Origin of the sequence: Sphingomonas sp. (genome assembly GCF_024508665.1) — a bacterium.
In the GTDB taxonomy this organism is placed as follows: Bacteria; Pseudomonadota; Alphaproteobacteria; order Sphingomonadales; family Sphingomonadaceae; genus Sphingomonas.
This window is the reverse complement of the sequence record NZ_JANINP010000006.1, coordinates 1,321,016-1,341,032: the sequence shown is the minus strand read 5'-3', so window position 1 is coordinate 1,341,032 and position 20,017 is coordinate 1,321,016. Positions and strand designations below refer to the sequence as shown.

The 20,017-nt window shown below is 60.9% G+C and carries 18 protein-coding genes; 11 read left to right on the top strand and 7 right to left on the bottom strand.

All coding sequences use genetic code 11. The annotated features are described in order from the left end of the window. The first annotated feature begins 203 nt into the window (after positions 1-203). A complete protein-coding gene (locus Q0L25_RS15120; protein ID WP_296615642.1) occupies positions 204-740 on the top strand; it encodes a hypothetical protein in 537 nt (178 codons plus the stop codon). Between the two features lie 42 nt (positions 741-782). Continuing rightward, positions 783-1,166, top strand: coding sequence for a GFA family protein (locus tag Q0L25_RS15115; RefSeq protein WP_367184152.1), 384 nt, complete (start codon positions 783-785; stop codon positions 1,164-1,166). 162 nt (positions 1,167-1,328) lie between these two features. On the opposite strand, the gene Q0L25_RS15110 is transcribed toward Q0L25_RS15115, so the two are convergent. The 4 genes from Q0L25_RS15110 to Q0L25_RS15095 all read right to left on the bottom strand — a co-directional run bounded on the left by Q0L25_RS15110 (position 1,329) and on the right by Q0L25_RS15095 (position 5,697). Then, on the bottom strand, positions 1,329-3,089 hold the full coding sequence (locus tag Q0L25_RS15110; protein WP_296615641.1) for a ParB N-terminal domain-containing protein: 1,761 nt from the start codon (positions 3,087-3,089) through the stop codon (positions 1,329-1,331). A 92-nt stretch (positions 3,090-3,181) separates the two neighbouring features. Next, positions 3,182-3,616 (bottom strand): DUF2958 domain-containing protein, encoded by a 435-nt coding sequence (locus Q0L25_RS15105; protein WP_296615639.1) that lies wholly within the window; start codon positions 3,614-3,616, stop codon positions 3,182-3,184. Further along, a complete protein-coding gene (locus tag Q0L25_RS15100) occupies positions 3,613-4,548 on the bottom strand; it encodes a zincin-like metallopeptidase domain-containing protein (RefSeq protein WP_296615637.1) in 936 nt (311 codons plus the stop codon). Before Q0L25_RS15100 ends, Q0L25_RS15105 begins: the two co-directional genes overlap by 4 nt. A 618-nt stretch (positions 4,549-5,166) precedes the next feature. Further along, positions 5,167-5,697: a GNAT family N-acetyltransferase gene (locus Q0L25_RS15095; RefSeq protein WP_296615636.1), complete on the bottom strand. Its 531-nt coding sequence runs from the start codon at positions 5,695-5,697 to the stop codon at positions 5,167-5,169. Positions 5,698-6,310: 613 nt separating this feature from the next. Between Q0L25_RS15095 and Q0L25_RS15090 the strand changes: the two genes are divergently transcribed. After that, a complete protein-coding gene (locus tag Q0L25_RS15090) occupies positions 6,311-7,120 on the top strand; it encodes a hypothetical protein (protein WP_296615635.1) in 810 nt (269 codons plus the stop codon). A gap of 57 nt (positions 7,121-7,177) precedes the next feature. Here Q0L25_RS15090 and Q0L25_RS15085 read toward each other — a convergent pair whose 3' ends face one another. Next, positions 7,178-7,300 (bottom strand): hypothetical protein, encoded by a 123-nt coding sequence (locus tag Q0L25_RS15085; protein WP_296615633.1) that lies wholly within the window; start codon positions 7,298-7,300, stop codon positions 7,178-7,180. A gap of 166 nt (positions 7,301-7,466) precedes the next feature. Between Q0L25_RS15085 and Q0L25_RS15080 the strand changes: the two genes are divergently transcribed. The 3 genes from Q0L25_RS15080 to Q0L25_RS15070 are packed head-to-tail and all read left to right on the top strand — an operon-like array spanning position 7,467 to position 10,990. Next, the gene (locus Q0L25_RS15080) at positions 7,467-7,988 is read left to right on the top strand and encodes a hypothetical protein (RefSeq protein ID WP_296615632.1); all 522 of its coding nucleotides are present in this window, start codon (positions 7,467-7,469) and stop codon (positions 7,986-7,988) included. Next, positions 7,985-10,489: an N-6 DNA methylase gene (locus Q0L25_RS15075; RefSeq protein ID WP_296615630.1), complete on the top strand. Its 2,505-nt coding sequence runs from the start codon at positions 7,985-7,987 to the stop codon at positions 10,487-10,489. Before Q0L25_RS15080 ends, Q0L25_RS15075 begins: the two co-directional genes overlap by 4 nt. A gap of 3 nt (positions 10,490-10,492) precedes the next feature. Continuing rightward, positions 10,493-10,990, top strand: a complete 498-nt coding sequence (locus Q0L25_RS15070; protein ID WP_296615628.1) for a PIN domain-containing protein — start codon at positions 10,493-10,495, stop codon at positions 10,988-10,990. 287 nt (positions 10,991-11,277) lie between these two features. Here Q0L25_RS15070 and Q0L25_RS15065 read toward each other — a convergent pair whose 3' ends face one another. Next, positions 11,278-11,661 carry a hypothetical protein gene (locus Q0L25_RS15065; protein ID WP_296615627.1) on the bottom strand — a complete coding sequence of 128 codons (384 nt, stop codon included), beginning with the start codon at positions 11,659-11,661 and terminating at the stop codon, positions 11,278-11,280. Positions 11,662-11,896: 235 nt separating this feature from the next. On the opposite strand from Q0L25_RS15065, the gene Q0L25_RS15060 reads away from it, so the two are divergent. After that, entirely contained in the window at positions 11,897-13,093 is a 1,197-nt protein-coding gene (locus Q0L25_RS15060) for a hypothetical protein (RefSeq protein ID WP_296615625.1), read from the top strand. Between the two features lie 269 nt (positions 13,094-13,362). Here Q0L25_RS15060 and Q0L25_RS15055 read toward each other — a convergent pair whose 3' ends face one another. Continuing rightward, complete coding sequence (locus Q0L25_RS15055) at positions 13,363-14,655, bottom strand: metallophosphoesterase (protein WP_296615623.1); 1,293 nt, start codon at positions 14,653-14,655, stop codon at positions 13,363-13,365. A gap of 404 nt (positions 14,656-15,059) precedes the next feature. Here Q0L25_RS15055 and Q0L25_RS15050 point away from each other — a divergent pair, with 404 nt between their 5' ends. The 4 genes from Q0L25_RS15050 to Q0L25_RS15035 all read left to right on the top strand — a co-directional run bounded on the left by Q0L25_RS15050 (position 15,060) and on the right by Q0L25_RS15035 (position 19,966). Continuing rightward, positions 15,060-16,139: a hypothetical protein gene (locus Q0L25_RS15050; protein WP_296615621.1), complete on the top strand. Its 1,080-nt coding sequence runs from the start codon at positions 15,060-15,062 to the stop codon at positions 16,137-16,139. Then, entirely contained in the window at positions 16,115-17,746 is a 1,632-nt protein-coding gene (locus Q0L25_RS15045) for a hypothetical protein (RefSeq protein WP_296615620.1), read from the top strand. Before Q0L25_RS15050 ends, Q0L25_RS15045 begins: the two co-directional genes overlap by 25 nt. Positions 17,747-18,194: 448 nt before the next feature. Continuing rightward, the gene (locus Q0L25_RS15040) at positions 18,195-19,217 is read left to right on the top strand and encodes a hypothetical protein (protein WP_296615618.1); all 1,023 of its coding nucleotides are present in this window, start codon (positions 18,195-18,197) and stop codon (positions 19,215-19,217) included. Further along, on the top strand, positions 19,211-19,966 hold the full coding sequence (locus Q0L25_RS15035; RefSeq protein ID WP_296615617.1) for a hypothetical protein: 756 nt from the start codon (positions 19,211-19,213) through the stop codon (positions 19,964-19,966). The genes Q0L25_RS15040 and Q0L25_RS15035 overlap by 7 nt, the downstream gene beginning before the upstream one ends. The last annotated feature ends 51 nt before the right edge of the window (positions 19,967-20,017 follow it).

The window sequence follows — 20,017 nt, the reverse complement described above, 5'->3', positions numbered from 1 at the left end:
GAAAGACCATGTCGAACGGCGACCCCCGTGATATCACTAGTAGAGGGTCAGAAACGTTGACGGTTTCGGCCACCGGGACATCGGCAGCGTTACGGGAACTTCGAAGGTGTGGCCTCGGGCACTATGCCGTGGCTGGATCGTGGGTTAGGCACCTTCGATGTCGCTTCCAAGCCAATTTTGGAGGGCCGGGTGACCTCGATTTGGTGATCGGCGACCCGGTGGTGCTTCCCGACCTGCGGGACTCGCGCCTCCTAGTTCGCCACTATCATCCGTCCGCGGGGCCGAGCGACCTGATCCTGCAACTGGTCGATCCAGAATACTCCCTGAGGATTGATCTCTTCCGCTGTCCCACCGACGTCATCCGGCGGTCGACAACTCTCAATCTCGGGCGGACGGAAGAGCGTGTGATCAATATATTGGACTATATTGGAGCATTGGCCAGACTGTGCTGGCCAATTGCCGAGGGCCGCCCGATCGCGCGCAAGTATCTCCACGCTCTGCTGGATTTCAAATCTTACGATATCCGATCGATTTGGTTCGACCATCGCCAAGCCTCTGCTCCAATCGATTATGGAGAAGCGCTCCAACGCACGCTCGACGCTGCGAGCAGTAGACAAGACCTACTATTCGACATGCAATATTCCCAGGACGTTGACCGTCGCTGCGGTCGGTGTTTTTCCGAAGCAGACCTGCCGCTAGCCGACGCCGTACGCGTGAAGGAAATACTCGGATATGTATGAGAGTCCGAACCGAATCGGAGCACTAGCCGAGGAAATCACACAGTGATTTCCGGTCGTTGCGAGTGCGGGAAAGTCCGTTTCACCGCCGAGCCAGCCGTGTTGGAGGTCACGATATGCCATTGTCGTCAATGCCGGCGTCTTAGCGGCCATTTATGGGCTTGCGTTTCCGCGCCCAGAACAAGCCTTACGTTCACCGGTGACGAACAACCGCAATGGTATTCTTCGTCGGAATTCGCTCAGCGGGGTTTTTGCGGCTCGTGTGGGTCGAGCCTGTTTTATCGCGCGCTGCAGGGACAAGAAATCGCCATTGCGGCCGGCTCCCTCGACATGCCGACCGGCTTACTAACCGGAAAACACATCTTCTTAAAAGATAAAGGCGACTATTACCGCATTGGAAACGATGAAGTTAAAGTCGACCGCTTCTAGGTTGAGCGTCAGCCAAGTGCTGGTGCTATTTAAGTCCGTCCCGCTGGCTTTGGCGTGGGATGCCGATCGCAACACAGCGGTCCACCGTGCCAGCTAACGTACGAGCCAGCGCCTGCGATACCGCAGGGGAGCGCCCGGAATTGAGCGCTCCCCAAACGGTGGTCAGGCAGCCAGCCGATGCTCCTCGGTTTGTCCCTCATCGAGCACGGGGGTCATCAGGGCTGCATCGACGATGGCGCCCGCGCGAACGCTGCCAATACCGCCCCGCCCGGTATAAGCGGTAGCGGGAAACCGCATCCAGCGTGGAGCCCAGGGGACAGAAACCGCGCGGCCATTGCTGCCGTTGAGACTGTCGGCAAGGATCGCTCTCAACGTCTTGGCCTTTTCCTCGGCATTGGCGGCGGCGACAGCCGCGCCCGCCACTTCGGCGACCATCGCGCCGAGCACCTCGCGATGGCGCAACGTGTCGAGGAACGCGCTGTCGGCATCCCACCACTCGGCCATGTCGAGCCCGAGATAGCGGCCCGCCGCTTCCACCGCGACGCTCCCGGAGGCGAGCCCCTCGGCCATGACCACAGCGAGCACATCCAGGACGGCGGGATCGGGCAGGTCGAGCAGGCGATGGAACAGGGCGACGAGGTCATGCTCGTCGCCATGACCGCGCACGATACGTTCGCACTCGGGATCGACGCCGACAAGGTCGGCCACGGCGTGGCGATGCCAGGCGAACTCCACCGCACCGCGCGAGGTCTCGACGGATTGCGCGATCTCGGGCGAGGGAGCGGCTTGCCGATCGGGTGTGACGCGTACCGACGGCGACCCGACTACCAGATGGGCGATAAGCAGCCGGAGGGCGACTTGGGGACTGGTCGCAAGGGCAGCCTTGAGGGCGGCGTGGCGCTGGAGATCGACATAGGTCTGGGTCGGCCGCGTCGCTTCGCCGCGCGCCTCGGGCGTGGCCCCGTCGCCCCGCGCGGCGCGCTCGGCTTCGCGCCTGCCGAGATAGCCTTCATGAAATACCACCTCGCCGGTGGCGCGCACGTCGATATAGACCCGGCCCTTGCGGCGTTTCGAGGTCTTGTCGAACTGCCAGGAGTGGAAGGCGTCGCCGGGCGGCAGGATCACGACGTCGGCCCAACCCTCGGTGAGATAGGCCTGCCGGCGCGCTTCGATCGCCGCGTCTTGCGCTCTCCAGAAGGCCGCGGGGTCGGCGACATAGCGGTCGCTTGCGAACAGGTCGGCGACAAGGGCAAGACCCGAGGCTTCAATGTCGAACAGGGCAAATTCGGCCTTGATCGACTGTCCGCCGAACAGCCAGTCCTTCAGGCGATGGCCGGTCGGGGCATGGGCCGTGGGATCGTCGAACAGGGCCAGCCAGTCCTGTTGCTGGCGCTTGGTCGCCATGGTGAGGAAGCGGATGCTGGCGGCATCGATGCGATCGGCGCGGTAAAGGTCGCGCAGGCGTGGGACGAGACTGCCGAGCGCGAGGACGCGGCGCACGGCGGCTTCGGCCAGCCCGAACGTGGCCGCGATCTCGTCGACCTGTCGCCCTTCGCGGCAGAGGCGCGTGAAGGTTTCCCATTGGGTCACCTCGTCGGGATCGAGCCGCGCGATGTTCTCGATGAGCGATGCCTCGACGGCGGCGGCATCGTCGCCGGGGTCGAGGATCGCGCAGGGAAGGAGGCAGGCCTCGGGCGCCGTGCCGGTTTCCGCAGCGACGATGCGCGCTGCATGATAGCGCCGAGCCCCCGCCAATATCTCGAATTGGCCGGGCTCGCCCGATGGCCGGACGATGAGCGACTGCAGCACGCCGCGCGTGCGGACGGTCGGCAGAAGGTCCGAGACGTCGGGGGCCTTTTTCGAGTGGCGCATATTGGCTTTGCTCACGCAAAGCTTGTCGAGCGCGATGAAGTCGAGATTCATGGGTCTGCTCCTTTTGAATGGGCCGGTCCGCGTCGCGATCGAACGAAAATGGCGCACCGGCTGCTGGGTTGGGCGGCAAACGGCCGCCCGCGTCATCCGCCGGTCCCGGGGGCGGGATCGGACGGAAGCTGGCGCGCGCGGCGCCCTTGGGCGACGCGACGAAGAAGGGTTTCCGCCCAGAGGATCGATCCGGCGGTCCGGGCGCAGCCTGCCCAGACCGAGAGCGGAAAATCGCTCGTGAAGTGGCGATCACGCTCGATGGCGAGCTCGAATGGCAGGCGAACGGCTTCGAGCTCGGCGAGGCTGAAATAGCCGAGTTCGGGTGACCCCATACCGAGATCGGCGAGTCCGAACAGGGTATCGCCATCGGCGGCGAGCTCGGTCGCGAGCCAGGTCGCGGCGCCGAACGGATTGAACAACTTGACGAGCGGCACCGGGTCGAATTGCGCGCCGCGCGCAGTCGCGTCGGCGGCAGTCATATGGTTGGCCGCCAGGGCAGCGCGGTCGGCGGGAGACAGGAGGCTCATGGCTCGGCCCTCCCCTCGCTCAAGGTTCGCGCGAGCAGCCAGTCGGCGGCGCGGCTGGCGGCACTGGCGGCCCGGACGATCGCCTTGTTGTCGGCTTTCAGGATATCGAGCCAATGGGCGAGATAGTCGGCGTGACGAAGGGTGGGCGCGATACCGAGTGCGGCGCACAGGAAGGCTGAACCGAGTTCGGCGATCAATTCTTCGCGGGCATAATCCCGGCTGCCGAAATCGGTGGTGAGCGTCCGGCCGACGCGGCTCGGATGGCCGGTTGCGTGGACGAATTCGTGAAGCAGGATACGATAATAGTCGAGCGGCTCGAAAAAGGCGGCCCGCGGCGGTACGACCACCATGTCGACCGAGGGCACGTAGAAGGCCCTGTCGCCGCCTTCGCGATAGTCGATCCCGCTGGCCGCGATCAGCCGGTCGGCGGCGGGAACGGGTTCGGACACGGGGTCTGCCGGGCCGGGCGCGACCTGCTCGGGCAGGCCCTCGCATTGCGCGACGTTGAAGACGATGAAGCGCTTGAGGAAGCGCACGGGACGGGCGTCTTCGCCAGCCGCGCCAGTATGTTCGCCTCCATCATTCCTGGGCACGAAGGCGTCGGCATAGACGATCATGGTGCCGCGCTCGCCCTTGCGGACGTTGCCGCCGAGCGCGAGGGCCTGTGCGAAGGTCAGCCAGCACGATTGCGCCCAGCCGTTGGCGGCGCTCGCTGCCCAGAGCAGCAGGACGTTGATCCCGGAATATCGGCGCCCGGACGCGGCATTGCGGGGCAGGCACGGGCTCGCATCGCCGCTTGCCCATGGCTTGACCCAAGGGATGCGGCCTTGCTCGAGTTCGCCGATGATGCGGGTGGTCACTTCGTCATAGAGCGACACGCGCGGCCCCGCCTCCCCTCGCCCGCCCGATGCCCTGCCGTTTTTGATGCCCATGGCGCTCGCCTCCTTCACTGTCCTCCCGCACCACGGCCCGGCGCAAAAAGCGTGGGAGGTGGGCGGCGAGGAAGCCCGCAAGAGGCCCGCGTCAGCGGGCGGACCGCACCGGCGGCCGCAACGTCAGTGAAGGACCCGGCGCAGCCGGGTTGCGGTGCGCCCGCGCGGGCCTAGGAGGGCGCGCCGGCCACCTTCCGCGCTTTGGTCGCGGGCCCAACCGAAAGCGCCGGCGCATCCGCGCCGTCCGCTTTTCAGCCAGTCTCCATGCCGCAAAGGGGCTGGGGCGCACCGCGGCCCGGCGGAGCAAGCCGATGCGAGAGTCCGGTCACCCAAGACAATGGACAATGCTTCGAGCGCAGGAAATGATGCTGGCCGTCGCCGTTCGGCAAGAGGCACTCAGGTCCTTATGGCCAGCGGCCACATGCCGCCCCCGAGCGCTCACGTCAGATGCCGTGCGCGAGGCCTTTAAACGACGCGCGCCCGCTCGAGGCCCAGAAAGTTCGCCAGAGGACGCCCGAATTCGCGCGCTTCGAGAATGTAACGTCTCCGACGAGGAGCCGGAACCGATTCGACCGTGGTCAGAGACTGTGGCCCCCGCCGCGGCAAAGTCGTATTCGCCTATGCCTCGCTCATTGCCAGGCACTTGCTCAGGACAATGCTATCGTAGGTTTTACCGTCCCTGCCGAGGCTATCGACCGGCCGGTAACCCCGACGCTGATAGAAGCCGAGGAGATGATGCGCACCCTCGGCGGTATCGAGGGCGAGTTCGGCGGCCCCTGCTCGCCTGGCGAGTTGTTCGGCGACACCGAGAAGCGCCCCGCCGATGCCGAGCCCTTGGCGATCGGGCGCGACGGCAAACTGGCTCACCGAGGCTGTATCGGGACGGTCATACCAGGCGCAGCCCGAAGTCCGGGCGCAATCCTTGAACAACAAGGTGCCGCACAGGCCGGCGCCATCGAGCGCGATGATGCACTCGCCCGACCGAATCCGCTCGAGCGTCACCGCAACACTCTGGTCGACCGCTGTATAGTTGAAGCCCAATCGTCCGAGCCGAGCATAGGCACAATGAAGGAGGTCGGTCAGCGCGGCGACATTGTCATCTTCCTGCCAAGGCCGAATCTGCAAGGCAGCAACACTGGTTTCGATCATGACCGACACGGTCCCTCTTCGGGCGCTACGCGACGAGAAGCGCAGCTCGACCCGGAGGATGAACGGCCGGCAGCAGTCCCGACCGCAGGATAGCTGCGGCCCTGCGATTGGATATCGCCAGACCCTGTACGGCCAAGTCGGAACCGCATGCATCTGCATGAAGGATCGCCAATCCCTCGCGCCCTTGAGATTACATCATCGCACGATGAAGTGATTGAAGACCTTTCCGCTCAAGAGCATTGCCGGTCTCGAAGCGAGCTAAGAGGCTGCACGCAAGTGCATCATCAAGTAGTATAAGCCGAACGAGAACGTCGCCAGTGAGCAGGGATCACTGGCCCCGCCGACGAAGCCGCCAACGACAGGAACCGGGCCGCTAGGGGCTAGTCGGCTTTTGAGCCTCCGACACGAGAGAGCTGCCGTTGTCGCGGACATAATTGAACGGCGGCTTACCACCATCGTGCATCGTTCCGATGAAGCGCGGGGATGGTCGGCCGATGTCGGAACCGCAATTAGCCATTCTACTTGGCTCGATTCGCAGCTGTGCTGCTCCGGCTCGGAGCGAAGTGAAAGCTCGGGCCGTTGCCATGACGGAGTATCACGATATTCTCGGCGGATGAGCAGTCACCCCGGCCTAGATCCGCTAACACCTGCGCCGCCGCTCGACGGCGTTGAGGGGGAAGCGCGCATTCAAGCAATGGTCGATTGGTTCTTCGAGAACTTCGAAGACCCGGCGGAGGAGACACCCTACAATGGTCGTGAAGGCGGCTACCTTTACATCTACGGTGGACCGTTCGAGGCGCAAGACTACATTCCAGACGCTTTCCCTGACGCCACCGAGGAAGAGCAGATTGAGGCGATTGATCGCATCGACGCCGATGGTCCTGACTTCGCTCCAGCAGGCGCCCGCATTCGCTACCCGGAAGAGCAAGACGATTTTGACGGGCCGCCGCCGCCCACGCTGGACGAGCGGCTCAACGCGCTAGCCGGGCAGCTGGATACGATCGAAGCTCATGTCGCACAGATACTGACCATCCAACGCGGCGATGGTCTAGACGATCTCCAGGAAGAGCCGGGCATCGGTCATAACAACCCTCCGCCAGAGATTGCCGAGGACGAACCGGACCTTCGCGATGTCCTCGCGAGTATCCAACAGATCCGGGACGAACTCGCCAAGCCAAATTTCGCTCAGGAGGCGAGTGAGAAGGTCGTGGAAGTGGCAGAGGACCGCTTCCGGCGCTTCGTGGAATGGGTCAAGGAGCTGGCAAAGAAGTCGCCCATGTTGCTTGCCAGCGGGGCTGTCACCGCAGCCGGCGCGAAGCTCTTCAACTATATGACCGGCCACCAAGCAGAGATCGTTAGCGTTGGCTCAGAGATTGTAAGCACACTTGGCTCTTGGGCAGCCAACATCGGATTCCCGTTCTAGCCGACAACGGCGCAACGGCCGAGACCCAATAGATAGCCGCTTCCCGATGCACCTCGGTCAACTTGGGCGGCTCTCGAAGAGATCTATCGACATGGTGGCCAGGTCTTTGGAGCGCCACGAATCCGCCACGTGGCGGAAGAGCGGCAGCAGCAGGCGCAGCGGCCGCCTGCCGTCGATCATCTTTTGTCATTGGACTCGCCTAAAGTCGCCAATCGGTCCCATCATGCGCGGCGCCTGCAAAAGTCGCCGACGGGAGTGGTCGATCCGGGAGGGAAGCGCTTTACCTACGAGAATGGGTATGATACCCGATCTGAGTTCGGGTGTCATACCCGAATTGGAGGAGCTAATGCGGCTGATCGGATCGCGGGCCGTCCTGAAACTGACCGGGCTATCGGGCGACCAGTTGCGCGAATGGACCGTGCGGCGCGGACTTATTCATCCCGATGTCCCGGCGTCGCGCCGAGGTCAGCAGGCGCAGTTTGGCTGGCAGACGGTGCTTATGTTGCGTCTCGCCGTCGTTATGCGCAGCCGGTTTCATGTCGAACTGCAGGTGCACCGGGACCTGCTGGCGCGCGCGCGCGGACTGCTGAGCGGTCGCTCCTTTCCTAGCCTCTGGGGCCATCGGCTCGCGATCTTTGGGCTGGAGCGCTGCGCGCTGCTCAACGCCGGCGATTCGCTGCCGACGGACGAAGACGCGATCCTGCTTGCGCTCAACGGCCATCTCGAAGTGCTGTCGCAAGGCTTCGGCGTCGCGGAGCCGATTGCGCAGCTACCGCTCTTCCCCGCGGTCGGATTGCGCCGAAGCGAAGTGCCCGCCGATGCGGAGAGCAGGGCCGTGCTGCGCTCCTCCGACGGAGATGCGGCGTGACCGCGCTCGCGAGAATCGAGGCGGGATTGCGCGCGATCGGCTACCGGCCGGAGTCGCTCATCTACGACTATAGCTTCGCCGATGTTCTGTCGGAGACGGGCGAGGAACTGTGCGTTGCACTCGCGGCGTTTACCCAGGTTCCCGAGTCCTTCCGTTCTGCCGCCTTTGGCGTGATCACAGGCGCCCATGATGCGGATGCGGTGGCACGCCGTCGCGCGCTCGGGGCGCCGATCCTGTTCTCGGTCGGCCATGATGATGTCGGCGTCTGGCGCGTCGGCGTCGAGGGCAAACCGCGCCTAATCGAACGGGTTCCGCTAGATCAGCTCGGCGCCTTATTCGCGCGCAACGCGGACGATTGGAGCCCGCACGCGGTCCACCGCGCCAAGTCGCTCGGTCAGACCCAAGTCGCCTATCAGCTCGACTTCGTCGATCTCGGACTAATGCCGGTGATCGAGCACGAAATCGAAGTGAAGCTTGACCGGCTACTCGGTGAGGTCATCGCCAAGCTACTAACCGGTATCGACGATCCGCAGCGCGAAGAAGCGGCTTTCCGCACGACGTTCAGGCTTCTGGCGGCCAAGATCCTAATCGATCGCCGGCATCCCGATGCCGCATCCTGGTCAACCGCGCCGGTGGCGGAGGTCCTCGCCGGGATCGAGACCTACTATCACCTCGATCAGATGGCGCGTCCCGCAGTCGAGGCCCTGCCGACGGCGACCGTCGAGACGGCATGGATGACGCTACGCGGCGCCATCAACTTCCGAAACATCTCGTCGGACAGTCTCGCCTTTGTATACGAGAATACGCTGGTAACCGCCGACACGCGTAAGCGCTTCGGGACGCACAGCACGCCACGCCAAGTTGCTGAATATGTGGTAAGCCAGCTGGACCTGAGCCGGTTCGATCTCGATGACATCGAAATCTACGAGCCGTTCGCCGGCGCGGGCATTTTCCTTGTCGCGGCCCTACGCCACCTGCGCGACAGGTTACCCGACACACTTTCCGACGAAGAGCGACACGCCTTCCTAGTCAAGCGGATTAGCGGCGCGGAGCTCGACAGCTTCGCTTGCGAGGTCGCGACGTTGTCGCTGATCCTGGCCGACTATCCCAACGCCAACGGGTGGAAGATCGCGTCGAAAGACCTGTTCGAGAAGAGCGAGCTCGCCGCGGACGCGGCCGGCAAGCGCATCATCCTGTGCAACCCGCCCTGGGAAGATTTCGACGCCGACGAGCGGCAGCGCTACCCGGAAATGGCGGCGAAGTCCTTCTCGAAGCCCATGGCGGTCCTGCGCACCTTGATCGAGGCTAAGCCCGAAGCCCTGGGCTTCGTCCTGCCGCAGGGCTTCCTCCGTCAGAAACAATATGTCGAGCTGCGGCAGCTGCTCGCGGACAGCTACGGCCGCATCGAGTTGACCTCTCTTCCGGATCGCATCTTCCAGCGCGCGGGTCTTGAATCGGCCGTCATCATCGCGACCGACTGGCGCGATGATGCTAAGGGCCTTCCGAACCAGCTGCGCTCTGTCGAGGTCAGCGACCGGAGCCGTCCGGATTTCCTGATGACTGGCACGATCAGCACGGAGCGTCGCCGCGCCAAGCGGGTCTGCTCGGGCGATCTCTGGATCGGTGCACTCGATGAGGTCTGGGAATATCTGACGGACTATCCCACGCTGGGCTGCCAAGCCGAGGTCCATCGCGGCCTCCAATGGATCAGTCAGTCGGCAGGCTGGAGCGCGCTACCCCGCGAGGGATATGTGAGGGGGGTTTTCAGGCCCGCGGATTCGCTGCTTCAATATCGCGTCACCGCGACGGGCTATGTCGATAAGCGCGGGGAGTCTGCCTACAGGCTCGGCCCACTCACGCGCCCCTGGGACAAGCCCAAGGTGCTGGTCAATGCCGCGCGGCGATCGCGCGGCCCCTGGCGGCTGGACGGCGCGCTCGATCTGAGCGGGCTGGTGCCGTCGCAAGCCTTTTTCGGCATCTGGCCGACAACTGCCGATCTCCCGCTGGAAGTGATTGAAGCGCTGATTAACAGCCCGTTGGCGAGCGCCTTCGTGCTCGAGCGGGCTTCGAACCAGCATCTCACCAACCTTATCATGAAGAAGCTACCGCTGCCGAAGCGCGGTGCGTTCGCCGACGTAGTCGCTGCAGTGCTGCGCTACCATGACGGGCTTGCCGCCGCCGCGGCTTATGCACTGCGGACCCCCGAGATCGACGACCACCTTGAGACATTGCTCATCGATATCGATGCGCAGCTCCTCAAGGCCTATGATCTGCCGCCGCGCCTGGAGCGCCGACTCCTCGAAGCGTTCCGCGGGCACGAACTCGAGCGTCGCGTCGCGAGTCCCTTCAAGGGTTGGTTCCCCGAGGATTTCACGGCCTATGTGCCGCTGTACGAATATATCGGGCCGTTGCTGCGCGAGAATATCGGAGCCTGGGCGCTCGATACCTTTACACCTGCCCCTGAGCACGAGGTCGAGCGGCTCAGGCTCTACGTCCACTAGCGGATGGATACCTATCTGCTCGATACGAACCTGGTGTCCGTGCTGTATGACGCGCGGCGGCCCAACCATGACGCGGTCCGCCAAGCCGTCGCCGCGCTCCCTGCCGGGGCCGCTCAGCTAGTTTCCGTCGTGACGGTCGGCGAGTTGCGGTTCGGGCTGGCGCTGGCCCGCGCCGCAGGACAAACGCTCACTCATATTGAGACTTGCGTCGCCCGATCCGAGACGCATCCTCTTGCCGAAGTCACGCGGCATACCGCCGACGCCTTCGCGACGGTCAAGTCGAGCATCGCGCTGGCGCGGATCGACATTCGCCGCCGGATTCCACGCTGGGTGGAGGGCTGGACCGACCGCGTCAGTGGTCAGCTGCTGCAAATAGACGAGAATGATCTCTGGATCGCCGGGCAGGCCTTCGAGCGCAATTACGTCGTAGTAACCTGCGACAAGGACTTCACACAGATTATCGCGCCCGCGGTCCCAGGATTGCGCGTACTGCTCGTGTGAGACCCACCGCGATTAACTCGCTCTTCGAGACCAAGGCCTAGCTGCCGACCCGGCGTTGGCAATGATGAACGAATGGCCGCTTTCGCGAGCATCGACGGTTGCAGCGAATGACCGTTTATAGGGCGCATAGCTGAAGGCTTAGTTCGGGCCCGCAGCAGGACGCTTTACCGCAGTTAGGCGCTATCAATTACGGCGACGATGCATCGGCCCCTGTGTCAGCATCTTGTTTGCAGCGCGGTCGACCACCCGATCGAAGCTAACCTCATATAGAACTCGAAGCGCTCAGGCTATGCTGCACAGGCTGCCGACAGATGCTCGCCTGCAGCACGCGCGATCGGAATTTGAGCACGGACGCCAAAGTCTATCGCGAAATCCTGCGTCGACCCTTCGCTGATCATCAGCGTCGGCCCCTTGGTAAGGGCACCGTTGATCGTGGAGCTACTCCAATCGACTTCGAAGTCATCCTTCGCCGTCTTAAGATGTGTGACGCAATCGATGGTGGTGGCCTTAAGCACCGGAGTGCGCCCAGCGAGCGAGAGGACCGTCGTGCGACCTGCGATCACTGCCGCGTCGAACTTGACGGCGTCAATCTTGGCGAGAGTAGAGTTAGCGCCGTGACCCGCCACAGCCGCCACGAGTAGGACGACCAAAGCGAAAAAAGGCCGAACCATCCTGCTAGCTCTACCGCCTATATTCGTTTCGGTTCGGTATCATGGTGTTTGAGCGTCTACAACCCAGGGCCAGGTGGTTATACTAATCGTTTGAGTGAGCGGCCGCGGCAGAGCACAATGAACGGCCGGTTTTAGAAAGCCTGTCACCGCTGCGAATGGCGAATTTTTGGGTGCAAAGCTACAAAAGGGGCTAAACCGAGTTAGTGTTAATCGCTCTCGTCGTCGGACTCGTGACATGAAATACAACTGGCAAGGTTTTCAGGTATGCCACGAAAGCGACGTCACTTTTCCGTTAGGAAATGCCCCTTTCGAGGGCAAGGCAATTATTGCTTTTCTCGATCTGTTGGGATTTTCGTCTTATATCCGTGAAAAGTGGCAAAGAACCATCTCACCCTTAAATGTTATTATGGATCTAAAGGCACAAGCAGTTAAAAGCCAGAGTATCCATTCATCATTGCACTATTATCCGGATGAACCTCTGTCTGCGCCCTATCACTTCGTCTCCGCACCCTACGTGGTGTCGATGTCTGATAGCTTTGTCGTTGCAGCGACGTGGGATCGGGCAATGCCCGACACGTTCTTTACTGCGTTTAGCGCCGTCGTGTCGGCATGCCTCAGCATCATGTATCGGGCAGTAAATTATGGCTTCGCCGTACGCGGGGCACTCGCTGCGGGTGACGTCTATATCGACGGCGCGGAAATCATCGGGCCAGCCTTCCTCGATGCCTATGAGGCCGAGTCGAAAATCGCAAAGACAGCGCGGGTTATACTGTCGCGATCAGCGCTCGAACACATAATGACGCCCTATAGAACAGTGAGTTTCGACGGTTCGAACCTCTTCGTATCCAACGATGGCCTTGTCGCGCTTCGCTACGACGACCAATTTCCAGAAGATGTGATCAAAATCCAGCGCCGCGTTCGGCATCGCCACAATCTTGCGTCAAAATATGATGAAATGATCGCGGTTCTTGCCAACCAAAAGGGCTTTCCTTCACCAGACCTTGGATCTGTCAAACAAGCGCTTGAACTACTTCCGCCGGCGGCGCCTTATGAAAGGCGATACCGACGAAACCAGCCAATTCCGTTGTTCAGGTGGCTCAACGCGCATTCTCCATACCAGGAGTTCTGGGTTCGACCCGGCAATCAACCGATAGTGATTGAGGAGACCTTCAGACAGCCTTGGATTGGAGGGATGTTTGCGTACGTGGAGCGGAACAGGTCGGCTCAGAAAGGTGTAAGTAACGATCGATGGCGGTACGCGGTCTTCCCTGGCAATCCGTACGGGTCGGGCGGCGCTCAAGTTTTTCCAGCGAGAACGGCCGGGGAAGCTCAAAGGCTGGCACTGCAGGCGCTCCTTGAATTTGACCTAAGCGCCGAAGAAAGGGTCAAAATCGATCAACTCTTGGTCGCAGGAGCTGTTGCTCCCAATTGAGGAAGCTACCCTCATTTATGAAGCGCGAGCGGCTATTCGAAGGTCCGCTTTCGAGGCAGCCTCAGAGTCGCACTAAATGGCTGTAGATGTGGCACAGAGCCGCTTAACGGTATTAATTAAGGTAATCACACTCAGAGTTGAGTATTATTTATATCGCCAAGCCTTTTAGGACGGTTAATACCTGATTTGAGCGATATTATATTGAATCGGAACGTGGTCTTCTTCGTATCGTAAAAGATTCCAGCGAAGCAATAAGTCCCGCTCGGCTGTTAGAATGGATTGTCAGCCGCCGCTTTATGGCTACGGCCGTGCGGCGCCATCGGCACAGGCTCCGCCGGATCGACGGTGCTCCCGACCGGACCGCTTAGGTCGTTGGTCAGCCAGCGCTTCCCCTTCCAGTCAAACTCCCAATGATCGACCAGCTGATTGCCCTTCGAGTAGGGCTCTTGCGGGCGCGGCACGTGATAATAATCACCGACGATCCGGTCGGGCGTGACGCTCAGCACGAGGAAGCCGTGATGATCGTCCATGTAGCTATGAAGCGTGACCGTCTGATCATCGCCGCGATCTAGCACGACCGGCGTGATCATCGCCTGGTGGTTGACCTTCATGATGTGATGGAGATTGTGGTAGCCGCCCGCGCCGGTCACCAGATAGGGCGTGACGTCGCCAGTCGCGTTGGTGCGCGACAACCGCTGATAGTTATGAACATGGCCAGCCAGAACCATATCGGGCGCCCGGCCAGCTTTAGCCGCGGCATCGTCCAATACCTGGATCATTCGCTTGCTGCCTGAATGATGGTCGTCGGCCGAGTAGGGCGGGTGATGAAGCGCGACGAACAACGGCACGTTAGTCGGTAGCGTTTTGAGTTCGTTTACATACCAGTCGAGTTGGGGCTCCTTGATCTGGCCACCCTCGGGAACGTTTGAATAGAGGCCTACGATGTTGAAAAGCGGCGTCGTCAGCGTCCAGTAGACGTTGGGCTGGATCATTGCGGTTCGGTGCGAGTCGAGAGCCTCGGGCAGATGGACCGCTTGAGGCGCGCAAAAATTGCGCATGAAGCCGTCGAGTGAGGTTGATCCGTCATCATCCAAATTCTCACCGTCGTGATTGCCGGCGACGGCGAAGATCGGACGCGGATAGAATTCATAGGGTTCGTAAAACTGCCGATAATATTCGGCCTTCTGGCCGTTGAAATAGACGCAGTCGCCGGTGATGTAGAGGAATGAAGGGTTGATGCTCGCGTCGGCCGCTGGGTCGAAGCTCTTCTCCATCCCTTTGGCGACTAATTCCTGCGGCACTGCGTCCTTGATGCCGCCCATGTCACCATTGAGATGAAAAGTGAGCTGCTTTTTCGCATTTATTGTCGTCATCTCAGCCGGGCTAAGGATACTCTCTAGCGCGAGCCGAAATGGGGCGCTGCCCGTCGGCTCCGGCAAGGGCCGGAATTTGGTGTCTCGATGTTCTTCTCCGACATCGAGGCTGACCGGAAAATGGGCCTGAAGGATCGGACGACGCCGACCGAACACATGCCTATCTGTGCCCTTGTAATTCTCCCCCATATCGACCTCCCGCACCAAATGGATCGCAGCCTTTCAGAGTCGTGCCGCAGAATTCAATTTCTATGCGAGAATGAGTTGTTCTTCATGTCCAATTGCGGCCATTCTGGATTGATCGCCGACAGATGACCTTACTATCCAGAGGAATCTGACTTGTAAGCTATTCATTTCTATAGATTGGCTCAAATTACACCCAATCTGGTTGCAGTTCCGCTTGACTCTCGTTTGTCGCCCTATTGACTTTCGATCACGCGGGCGAGCCTTGCTACGGCCCGTTCATTTGGGGGGAAAAGGTTGCTCTGCGCGCTCATCTTGATGTCACTCAAGATACTTGACTTGGGCGCGGCCGGATTCGACCTGGTCCACCGGGATGAATTTGTCGCGGGACCGCCCGCGTTCATCTGGACATGATAAACCGCTGGATCGAGCTGGTCGCGGTCGTAACTCCACGAGTGACGCCGGATGCGGTCGCTGCAGCGCAGGCCACCGCGCTCGCGAGCATGACGGTAGCTCGCATTGCAGCAATCGCGACGGTCACCGGCGCCTGCGCCGGCTTGGTTGGGACGATCGCGACCTTGTTCGGAAATCGCGCGTTAGAGCGGCTGCGTTCAGAGCTGGCCGAGCGGCAGGCACTACGCAAGGCGAAGCTCGACTACGAATACGAGGCCCGCAAGCGGCTCTACGAGCAATGCGAGCCAGCAGTTTTTAGATTCATCCGCGAGTGCGAGTTAGCACGCAACCGCATCGTGCTGATCGCTGCGTTAGCACGTGAAGAACAGCTTATTACCTGGCTATCCAACGAGGACAGTAGGGTAAGTACCATCTACCGACTGTTCGCGCCGGTCGCGACCTACAACCAAATTAGCAACACGCTGACCGCCTACGACCTGACGCTCGCTCCCCGGATTCACGCCATATTCGGCCTTGGCAGATTGCTGCGTGACGCATTTACCAGCGATCAGCAACTGGCGAGCCGGGTAACGACTAGTGCCCTCAAGTACGAGCCCAATCAGATTGACGGCTTAGGCGGCGCGGATCCAGCCATCCATCAGCACCAAGGCCTCAATTACGAGCAACTCGACACGTTAACAAGCGCGATGATCGTCGACGGCGCTTTGGTCCCGCTACCCGCCTTCGTTAAGGCGTATGGCGAACTGGACAGCCCGGTCCGCAAAGCGGCGAATGGCGTCGACCACGTCGTACGCTACCTCGACCCGGTAAAATTGCCCGTGCTTTGGCGGGTCTATGTCTATAACCTCCTGATCATCTCCATGATCACCAGGCTGATGTATCGCTCCCCGGAAGCCGCCGATCTAAACGTGGACGTAATTCTCAACGAGGAAGACAAGAAGCTGGTAAGCTGGCCAAAAGCCGACATCGAATCGGTCGTATCGCTTGGGCGTTCGCAGATAGGGCGTCTGGCGATAGAGTTGCGGATCAACCAGAATGCGAGCGTCTCCCGATGGCGAAGGAAGACAAACGGTTGAACGAGCTCGAGAAGGGGGAGCTGGCGCGCTTCCTGACCCGCAGCGAGCCACTTGGCCCGATCGCTGCCGAACGCATGATAAATCACGATCTTGCGGCGAGGAGATTGTTTGAGCGGCAGAACGACATTCACTCGCAGCTTTTCAGCACGTCAGGCATCGTGATTGGCCGCCGTGGCGCCGGCAAGACCGCCTTTCTCGACCACCTGCGAGCGTCACGCGCGACCAACGAGGTGGTCTATCTGAATGCGCCTGATGTCTTTCCTTCGATCCTCAAGTCTATCCGCGGCGTGTTTGGCGTCAATTCGCCGCCGGTCGAGGTGGTGGCTCACCTATGGGAGTTGCTCATCTGGTCGGCGGTCTTCGCAACGCTGCTGCGCGGCGAGAGCGATGCGCGATTGATTGGAATTCGCCGCTTCGCGAATGACTTCGGTTTCTCCGAAGCGGATGCGCCCGCCGAAGTCATTCGACAGGTCGTGAAAAACCTGACCGCGCGCTCCGCGGCGTCGGGAAGTTCAGTCGATTCCCGGCTCGATCTGCTGGAACTCGCCGATGGTCCGCAGGAGATTTACTCGAACGCGCTGCAAGCCGCGCGCGAGATCATCAGTTCACCGGCCATTGCGCGCCGGAAGGCCGAGATCCTCGTGCTGATGGACACAATGGAGGACTATCGGCTTGCGCAGGACGTTGCGAACGACGCGCTTGGGGGACTCGTGCGGTACCTCGGCGTACACGCGCAAACGGAACAGCTAATCGACGTTCGCTTCTGCCTCCCCGCTGAGCTGTATGAAACGTTCCGGCGCGCGTCCTCCAACTCAGCTAAGGACTTTGGAACACAGGCAGTGCTGCACTGGTCGGCCGGTGAGCTATGGCGAATTGCGGCGCACCGCCTCGCCCTATATCTAGAGATCCACGACCCCGCGGCGTTCGAACGTCTAGGCGCAGAGCACGCCTCCAATGACCGAGCAGGGGCCATCGCGTTCTTCCTAAAGTTGCTCCCAAGCACGATCGCGTGCGAGACGCATGTAGAGCAATCGTTGACGCATATCGCCCGGCACACGCAGCTATTACCGCGCGATCTTATTCACATCCTGAACCGCATTATCTCGCGGGCGATTGCACCGGCGTCGAACATACTTGGCGAGATCACGCCGAAGATGGTTGTCGAAGGCGTTGGCGAGGCCGAGCCGATCATCGCCGGCGGCATTCGAAGCGCCTTCTATTACCGATATCCGCACTTTTACGAGATTTGCGCTTCAGCCATTCCCGAATTGCGGCGCCGGTTCAATGACGGTGACCTGCACACAGTCTTCAATCAATCTGTGAAGGGTGTGCTCAAGCGTATCGGCGATGCCGGTGGTGACGCCGAGATGAGCTATCACGACTTCAAGCGCATGCTTGTCGAAACTGGTGTCCTAGGCAAGCAGATCGATGAGACCGAAATGTTCTGGGAGTGCCAGTTTGAATACACCGTGCCTGGCGAGATGGTCATCTCCACGCAGGACATGCTTTGCGTCCATCCCCTATTCAACGCCGTATTTCCGAGCGCAGTTAACGGTAAGTCACCAAAGCTCATCTACCCCTATGGGATACAGCATGATAATGATTAACCCGCGCCGCTATCTTGGGCGGTCGTCGCGGCGAGCGATTAATATTTTCGATCCATTGTCGGCTGGCGGTCGTCAGAGGGCAGGAATTCTGGCAGCCCTAAATCCTAACAGGACGGGCAATGATCGCCGCCTCGACGAAACAATCGCTTTAGGATTTGTACTGGCGTCTCTTAAACTGGAAGCTCTGCTCGTTTCAAGCGTCACCACATAGCATTTATCGGGCCGCCAGCGATCTGGCAGCTATCATAGCTGCGACGCGTTTGAGCGGTCATGACAAGCCTTCATAAGCTGAGGTCCGGATTCAACATCCTATCTTAAGGCGCAGGATGGTGCCGGCGTAGACTTGCCGCTGCGGCACTACATCCGCAGCTTCCAGAGCAAATATCGCGAACCTGCTATTTAACAGTAGGTAGATTTTTAACAGCAGCGATGTTAAATGTATTGCCTAATGTTAAACCGAGAAACCGATAGCGCGCTGGACGCCCTTGCCGTCGAAGCGGAAAACTATGTGCGCGAGGCTTTCGCTCTCCATCTCGGGCTGGCGCCAACGACACCCACGGTGCTGCCACATTATTTGCTCGATCGCTACCGCTTGTGGCTGGGGCAGCTGAACGGCGAGCCGCTGCTCGTCGTCGCCGTTCGCGAGCACATGCCCGGACAAGGCGCTACGCACCAGTTCATCAAGCATCGCGATACGTTGCGCACCGAGCTCGGCGCAAAAGTGGTGCTGCTACTCCTCGATCATGTGTCAACCGCGATCCGTCGCCAGATGATCGAGCGCCATATTGGCTTCATCGCACCTGGAGCGCAGCTTTACATTCCGGAGGCGCTCGTCGATTTTCGCGAGCGCACACGCAGGCCGCGCGCGACGCCCGGCGACCATCTCAGCCCGACAGCACAGCTCCTCGTAATCGCGACGTTGCTGGGCGATGATCTCAGTCAGGCCAATCAGACCGCGCTTGCCGAGCGATACGGCGTGTCGATTATGAGCGTGAGCCGTGCACTCGACGAACTTGAAGCAAGCGGTTTGGCCAAGCCGCAAACCGCGGGTCGCGACCGGCACCTTCATCTCATCCTCGGTGGCGCCGAACTGTGGCGCGCAGTGGAGCCGCGGCTGCAGTCGCCCGTGCGCAAAGTGCGCACCGTAAGAGGTGTTCTACCGAATGATGTGGCGCCGCTCGCCGGCGAAAGTGCGCTGGCGCACTATACCATGCTGGCGGAACCGCGCATCGCGCAGCGCGCACTTGCCGCCGCGCGGTGGAAAACCGTCCAATCAGTCTTCGCGCTCAAGGTCGGGTTCGACTTCGATGACAGTGAGCAAATCGAGCTTGAGACCTGGCGTTATGACCCGAGCACGCTGGCGCGAGCTGGCGTCGTCGATCCGCTGTCGCTGTACCTCAGCGCACGAGACGATCCCGACGAACGGATTGCGCAGGCGGCACAACAATTGCTGGAGTCTATTGGATGGTAGTCGGCATCGATCGCTTCCGAGCCCATTTTGCCGGGCATGAACATCAATATGTCCTGATCGGTGGAGCTGCCAGCGACTTGCTGATGGCAGATGCCGGCCTTGATTTCCGGGCGACCAAGGATCTCGACATCGTTCTGATCGTGGAAGCGCTCGACGCCGCGTTCGCCGATCGGTTTTGGGCGTTTGTCGAGGCAGGCCGGTATCAAGTTCGTCAGCACAGCGAGGGTAAGCGCGTCCTCTACCGGTTTCAGAAGCCCACCAATCCCGGCTACCCGGCTATGCTAGAACTTTTCTCGCGAATGCCCGAGGGTCTGACGCTCGCCGAGGGCAGCCATCTGACCCCATTACCGATCGACGAAGAGGCCGCCAGCCTCTCGGCGATCCTGCTCGACGCGGATTATTATGACTTCCTGACGGCTATGGTGCGAACAATCGACGGTATACCGGTGCTCGACGCAGCCGCGATCATTCCGTTCAAGGCGCGGGCGTGGATCGACATGGTGAGACGGCGCGATGGAGGCGACAAAGTCGATGAGAAAGACATCAAGAAGCATCGCAACGATGTCGCTCGGTTGCTCCAGTTGCTTGGCGCCGACGCGCGCTATGACCTGCCCCCGGTTGTCAGGGATGACATGAAAGTGTTCGCGCATGCGCTTACCGGCCAGGCCGACTTCGAGCCCAAGCAATTCGGGGTGCCCATGACGCGTGACGTTGCGGTTGAGCGCCTGCGCGCAGCCTATCAGCTCTAGTTCGGATGGCGGACGCCTAGTCCACAAACATAGTGCGGAGCGATCGTGCAT